We start from the raw sequence: 6845 nt of genomic DNA on the forward strand, positions 1-6845 counted from the left end.
CCGTACTTCAGCAGCGCACCGCCACCGGCGAGGTCCAGCAGGTCGATGGGTTCGGGTTCGGACTGGACTGCGGCAACCGGCTTGGCCACGGCACGTGCGCCGGACGCTGCGACACCCGGTGCCGTCTCCGGCTCCTCGCCGGTGCCGGCGATTTTGGCCTCCAGCCTCTCCACGAACTGAGCGAGTAGTTTCTCGGACACCTGCTGGATCATCCCGCTGCCGAACTGGGCGAGCTTGCCGACGATCTGCATGTCGGTGTCGACGGTGACCCGGCTGTTGTTCTCGCCGGCCTCATGTACTGCCAGCGTGATAGTCGCCGACGCGTTGCCCGAGCCGCGGGCTTCCTTACCACTGGCGCTGACCAGTGCCCGGCGCAGCGTGTCGTCCCTGGAAAGGAAGCGGGCCTTCCCACCGAACTCGCTGGTCACCGGGCCGACCTTGATCTTCACCTTGCCCAGGAAGTCCTCGCCGTCTTGGCCCAGGTACGACGCACCCGGCATCAATGGCACGACCTGTTCCAGGTCCATCAACAACTTCCACGCCTCGTCGGGCGAAGCGCTCACGGTGAATTCGTTGCTAATCTTCATCGGCAAATACCTTTCGTGTAGTCCGCGAAAGCGGAGGCGACCGTGTCACGGTCATCGGGCGTCTTCGCCAACGCGCCCAAGCTTGCGTCCGCGTCGGGTGCGGTCAGATCGGCGACGCCCAGGGCGACGAGCGCGGCCACCCAGTCGATGGTCTCGGCGACACCCGGTGGCTTGTCCATGTCCAGACCGCGTGTCTGGCCGACGAATTGGGCCGCGTGGGCGATCAGCGCCGCGGTTGCCCCCGGCACGCTGCGGCGCACAATCGCCGCGGATCGTTCGGGCGCCGGGTAGTCGATCCAGTGGTAGAGACAGCGTCGCCGCAACGCATCATGCAGATCTCGGCTGCGGTTGGAGGTCAGCACAACGATCGGGGTCCGGGGTGCCGCGAAGGTGCCCAGTTCGGGGACGGTGACCGCCGCCTCGCCCAGGAATTCCAGCAGCAGCGCTTCGAATTCGTCGTCCGCCCGGTCGATTTCGTCGATCAGCAGCACCGGTACGCCCGGCCCGCGGTAGCGCACCGCCTGCAGGATGGGACGGTCCACCAGGTACGCCTCGGTGTAGAGGTCGGCCTCGGTGATGGCCGCGTCATGCGCCTCGGCCACCCGGATGCTCATCAGCTGCCGCTGATAATTCCAGTCGTAGAGCGCTTCGGCGGCGGTCAGCCCTTCATAGCACTGCAACCGCAGCAGCGGCGCATCCAGCACTGCGGCAAGGGTTTTCGCGGCGGCCGTCTTACCGACACCGGGCTCGCCCTCCAGCAGCAACGGCCGCCCCAGCGCGATCGCCAGGAAGAGCGCCGAGGCGGTCCCGGTATCGAGCAGATAGTCATACTCGTCGAAACGGCGGACCACGTCGCCGATGTCGTCGAACAACCCGCCTGCGGGGTCGGTCATCGCACCACCGATGCCAGCAGTCGCTCGTAGTCGTCCCAGGTGTCGACGTCCAGCGGAACGTCGGCGTCGACGCGGATCCGACGCACGCCGAACCGCCCGGATTCGATCAGCCGCCACACGCCTTTGTCACCGTGCAGTTCGGCCAGGTCGCCGAATACCCCGCGGCTCACCCAGAACGGATGCCCGATACCGTTCGCGTACTCGCACACCGCGATCGTTGCCCCGCGCCCGCCGGCGATGAGGCTGGCCACCGCCGACGCCGTGATCCCGGGCTGATCGCCGAGCATCAACACGATGCCCTCAGCGGTCGGATCCACCCACGTCAGCGCTGACTTCAACGAAGACGAACACCCCAACCCTGCGTCGTCGACGAGCACGATGTCGAGGCCGTCTAACTCCACCTTCTCCAGGACCTCGTCCGCAGCGCCGCCAAGCGTCACGATCAACTGGTCGAACGGACACCGCCGGGCCATCGCCAGCGTCGCTCCGAGCAAGGTGGTATCGCCCAGCGGCAGTAACTGTTTGGGAGTACCCAGCCGGCGCGAATAGCCCGCCGCCAGCACCACGCCGGTCACTCGTGACCGCAGCATGCGCCGCCCTTCGGTTCCTGCGCCAGCGGTAGTACCGGCGCGGCGGGCTTCGCACCGCCCGTCCGGATCTCCCGGATCACCTCCGCCAGAATGGAAATGGCGATCTCGGCGGGCGTCTCGGCACCGATCGGCAACCCGACCGGGGTGTGCACCCGTTTACGCTCACACTCGGTCAGGCCGAGCTCATCGAGAATGGCAGCGCCGCGGATCTCACTGGCCACCAGCCCGATGTATCCCACATCGGCATCGAGCGCCGCCCGGATCGTCTCGGCCTCAGGTCCACCGTGCGTGGCGATCACCACCGCGGTGGCCGGCCCCGACACGTCGTAATCATCGGTCTGCACGTCGTATCCCAGCGCGACGGTCATGTCCGCCAACGCGTGCGCGATCGGCGTGCCGCCACAGATCCGGATCAGCGGCGCGGGCACCTGCGGCGCCAGGAAGATCTCCAGCGCCCCGCCGGACAGGCAGGGGTTCACCACCACGCACGCACCGGGGGTGTCCGGGAAGTCGACATCACCGGCGGGCAGGACGCGCAGCAACACACTCGCGCCTGCCTGCAACGCGCCCAGCCCCGCCTCGCGGACCGAACCCTGCGCGCATTGCCCGCCGACAAAACCCTCGATGGTGCCGTCGGACAACAGAATCGCCTCGTCGCCGGGGTGAGCCGAGGCCGGCTGCTGGGCCCGCACCACCGTGGCGTGCACAAACGGAGTCCGTGCCAGCCGCAGCTCCCGGGCGCGTTCAGTCATCGTCATAGCGGTACTCATCAGATCGGCGGGGTCGCTCTGCCCTGCATGGCTTCCCACACCCGCGACGGCGTGAGTGGCATGTCTGCGTGGCGAACCCCGAAGGGGGCCAACGCGTCCACCACCGCGTTGACGACCGCCGGCGGTGACCCGACGGTGGCCGACTCGCCGACACCTTTGGCGCCGATCGGGTGGTGCGGCGACGGCGTGACCGTGTGCCCCGTCTCGAAGTGCGGCACCTCCATGGCGGTCGGGATCAGGTAGTCCATCAGCGAACCGCCGAGGCAATTGCCTTGCTCGTCGAAGGCGATCATCTCCATCAGCGCCATGCCGATCCCATCGACAATGCCGCCGTGCACCTGACCTTCGATGATCATCGGGTTGATTCGGGTGCCACAGTCGTCGACGGCCAGGAACCGGCGCACCTTCACCACCGCGGTCCCGGGGTCGATATCCACCACACAGAAATACGCGCCATAGGGATAGGTGAGATTCTCCGGGTTGTAGCAGATCTGGGCGTCGAGGCCGCCCTCCAGGCCCTCCGGCAGGTCTGCCGAACCGTGGGCGCGCATCGCGATGTCCTGGATGGTCACCGATGCCGCCGGGTCACCCTTGACCCGGAAGGAGCCCTTCTCCCACTCCAGGTCCGCCACCGAGGCTTCCAGCATTCCCGAGGCGATGATCTTGGCCTTGTCGCGCACCTTGCGCGCCACCAGGGCGGCCGCAGCGCCCGACACCGGCGTGGACCGGCTGCCGTAGGTCCCCAACCCGAACGGGGTCTGATCGGTGTCGCCATGCACGACGTCGATGTCCTCGGGCGGAATGCCCAGCTCTTCGGCGACGATCTGGGCGAACGTCGTCTCATGGCCCTGCCCCTGGGTCTGAACCGACAGCCGCACAACGGCTTTGCCGGTCGGATGCACCCGCAGCTCGCAGCCGTCGGCCATGCCCAGGCCCAGGATGTCCATGTCCTTGCGCGGGCCCGCGCCGACGGCCTCGGTGAAGAACGACACCCCGATGCCCATCAGCTCGCCGCGGGCGCGCTTCTCGGCCTGCTCTGCCCGCAGCGCGTCGTAGCCGATCATGTCCATCGCCAGCCGCAGCGTCTTCTCGTAGTCACCCGAGTCATACACCCAGCCGGTCTTCGACTTGTACGGAAACTGCTCGGGCTTCAGCAGGTTTCGCAGCCGCAACTCGACGGGGTCCATTTTCAGGTCGAAGGCCAGACAGTCCACCAACCGCTCCACGAAGTAGACGGCCTCGGTGATCCGGAAGGAACAGGCATAGGCCACACCCCCGGGAGCCTTGTTGGTGTAGACAGCGGTCATGTGGCAGTAGGCGGCCTCGATGTCGTAGCTGCCGGTGAACACCCCGAAGAACCCGGCCGGGTACTTGACCGGAGCCGCAGTACCGTTGAACGCGCCGTGATCGGCCAGCACGTTCGACCGGATCGCCAGAATCTTGCCGTCCTTGGTGGCCGCGATCTCACCCAGCATGACGTAGTCACGCGCGAAGCCGGTAGACATCAAGTGCTCCGCGCGGTCCTCCATCCACTTGACCGGCTTGCCCAGCAGCAGCGAACCCACGATCGCGCACACATAACCCGGATAGATCGGCACCTTGTTGCCGAAACCACCACCGATGTCAGGCGAGATGACCTGGATCTTATGTTCGGGCAAGCCCGCCACCAACGCATAAAGAGTGCGGTGCGCGTGCGGGGCCTGCGTGGTGGACCACAGTCGCAGCTTGCCGCTCACCGGGTCGAGATCAGCGACCGCCCCGCAGGTCTCCATCGGGCACGGATGCACCCGCGGGTAGATGATCTCCTGGGTGACCACGACGTCAGCCTTGGCGAAAGCAGCATCGGTGGCCGCCGCATCGCCGGTCTCCCAGTCGAAGCAATGGTTATCGGTCTTGCCGTCCAGGTCGGTGCGGATCACCGGAGCCTCCGGCGACAGCGCCTTGCGCACGTCGATGACTGGATCCAGCGGCTCGTATTCGACGTCGATCAGTTCCAGCGCGTCGCGCGCCGAGTAGCGGTCCTCGGCGACGACGAACGCCACCTCCTGGCCCTGGAAACGCACCTTGTCGGTGGCCAACACGGCCTGCACGTCGTTGGACAGGGTCGGCATCCACGCCAGCCCCTTCTCCGCCAGCATCGCGCCGGTCACCACCAGCTTGACCTTCGGATGTGCCTGCGCCGCCGAGATATCGACGCTAACGATGTTGGCGTGCGCGAAGGGCGAGCGCAGGATCGCCAGGTGCAACATACCCGGCAACTGCACGTCATCGACATAGTTCCCGCGGCCCCGGATGAACCGGGGATCCTCCTTGCGCAGCATCCGGCCGTAACCACACGGCTTCTTGTCGTTGTCGGCCGTCTCGTTATCCTCGATAACGTCTGCAGTCGTCATGCGTTCACCTCATCCTTATGGGCAGCCTCGCTTTTTGCCGCCCACTGAACCGAGCGGACAATAGTCGTATAGCCGGTGCACCGGCAGATCTGTCCCGAAATGGCTTCCCGGATCTCGTCTTCGGACGGGTCAGGATTGCTGTTCAGCAGCGCCCGAGCGGTGATCATCATGCCCGGCGTACAAAAACCGCACTGCAGGCCGTGGCACTGCATGAAGCCCTCCTGAACCGGATCCAGCTTGCCGTCCTTCTCCAGGCCCTCGACCGTGGTGACCTCATGACCACCGGCCATCACAGCCAGCATCGTGCAGGACTTCACCGGTTCGCCGTCGAGTGCCACCACACACGTGCCGCAGTTGCTGGTATCACAGCCCCAGTGAGTTCCAGTCATGCCCAGCTGATCCCGCAGGAAGTGCACGAGCAGCGTACGGGGTTCGACCTCGGCGGTCACAGACTCACCGTTAATGGTCATGGTCACTTGCATCGTCGTGAATTCCCTTTCTTCAGATCAGGCGTTCAGCACGCGCGCCACGGCGGTGCGGAGGGTTCGGATGGTGAGTTCGGACGCGAGGTGACGCTTGTAGTCGGCGCTGCCGCGCTGATCGGTGGTCGGCTCGCAGGCCGCTGCGGCACCGCGTCCCGCCTCCGCGAAGGTTTCCTCGCTGGCAGGCTTGCCCACGATCGCGGCAGCGGCAGCGGCCAATGCCTCGGCGTCCGGGTTGACAGCCGTGAGACCGAAGTGGGCAGCGGCGATGGTGGGGCCGTCGAGCGTCACCGAGGACCCGGCGGCCGCGACCGCCCAGTCACCGACCCGGCGCTCGACCTTGGCATAGGCGCTCGACGTGTTGGCGCGCAGCGGAATCTTGACCTCGACTAGCAACTCGTTGGGCTCCAGCGATGTCTCGTACGGCCCGACATGGAATTCGGCCATCGACAGCTCGCGCCGCCCGGCTGGACCCTGCGCCACGACCGTCGCGTTCAGCACCTCGCAGACTGTCGTCAAGTCCTCGGAGGGATCTGCCTGGCACAGCGATCCACCGACCGTTCCGCGGTTGCGCACCACCGGATCGGCGATGACGAGTTCCGCGTCGCGGAAGATCGGGCATACTGCGTTGAGGTCGGCGGATTGGAGCGCTTCGCGGTGCCGCACCATCGAGCCGAGACGCACCACCGTGGGTTCGACGGTGATGTACCCGAGTTCACCCACCAGGTCGTTGAGGTCGACCAGGTACTCGGGGTTGGCGATGCGCAGCTTCATCATCGGCAGCAGGCTGTGACCGCCAGCTACCATCATCGCCGAGTCCCCCAGACGATCCAGAAGGCTCACGGCATGGGCCACACTCGTGGCTCTCTCGTACTCGAATGGTCCGGGCACTTGCATGTGATCATCCTCACAACGTCGTGGCTGAAGTGGCTAGTTTCCGTTGCCGCCGCGATGGCGTCAATAGCGAGTTAAGGAATCACTTAACTCGGGGTCTGATCCGTAATCGGAGCCGCGTTTGCCCACGTCAGACCCCCACTCGTGATGGATGCGGCCACCGAGCTGGGCCAGCGGACGCCCGCCACCACCCCACTGGCACGCGATGATCTCAGCCGCGATCGACACCGCGGTCT

At 66.2% G+C, this 6845-nt stretch carries 7 protein-coding genes and 1 pseudogene; all 8 read right to left on the reverse strand.

Annotated features, from left to right (window positions below; translation table 11 throughout):
• Positions 1 to 587: SRPBCC family protein (locus CQY20_RS32825; protein ID WP_097945364.1), on the reverse strand; the 587-nt coding region annotated here is incomplete at its 3' end.
• Positions 584 to 1480 carry an AAA family ATPase gene (locus CQY20_RS32830; RefSeq protein WP_097945366.1) on the reverse strand — a complete coding sequence of 299 codons (897 nt, stop codon included), beginning with the start codon at positions 1478 to 1480 and terminating at the stop codon, positions 584 to 586. The genes CQY20_RS32825 and CQY20_RS32830, both read right to left, overlap by 4 nt.
• On the reverse strand, positions 1477 to 2070 hold the full coding sequence (locus tag CQY20_RS32835) for a nucleotidyltransferase family protein (RefSeq protein WP_097945368.1): 594 nt from the start codon (positions 2068 to 2070) through the stop codon (positions 1477 to 1479). The genes CQY20_RS32830 and CQY20_RS32835 overlap by 4 nt, the downstream gene beginning before the upstream one ends.
• Entirely contained in the window at positions 2052 to 2828 is a 777-nt protein-coding gene (locus CQY20_RS32840; RefSeq protein ID WP_097945369.1) for an XdhC family protein, read from the reverse strand. The genes CQY20_RS32835 and CQY20_RS32840 overlap by 19 nt, the downstream gene beginning before the upstream one ends.
• An 11-nt stretch (positions 2829 to 2839) precedes the next feature.
• Entirely contained in the window at positions 2840 to 5233 is a 2394-nt protein-coding gene (locus CQY20_RS32845) for an aerobic carbon-monoxide dehydrogenase large subunit (protein WP_097945370.1), read from the reverse strand.
• Positions 5230 to 5715 carry a (2Fe-2S)-binding protein gene (locus tag CQY20_RS32850; RefSeq protein WP_097945372.1) on the reverse strand — a complete coding sequence of 162 codons (486 nt, stop codon included), beginning with the start codon at positions 5713 to 5715 and terminating at the stop codon, positions 5230 to 5232. Before CQY20_RS32850 ends, CQY20_RS32845 begins: the two co-directional genes overlap by 4 nt.
• Before the next feature lie 24 nt (positions 5716 to 5739).
• Positions 5740 to 6612, reverse strand: a complete 873-nt coding sequence (locus tag CQY20_RS32855; RefSeq protein WP_097945374.1) for an FAD binding domain-containing protein — start codon at positions 6610 to 6612, stop codon at positions 5740 to 5742.
• 60 nt (positions 6613 to 6672) lie between these two features.
• A pseudogene (locus tag CQY20_RS35815) lies at positions 6673 to 6845 on the reverse strand (XshC-Cox1 family protein); the annotation flags it as partial.

The organism is Mycolicibacterium agri (assembly GCF_002553505.1).
Lineage (GTDB): Bacteria > Actinomycetota > Actinomycetes > Mycobacteriales > Mycobacteriaceae > Mycobacterium > Mycobacterium agri.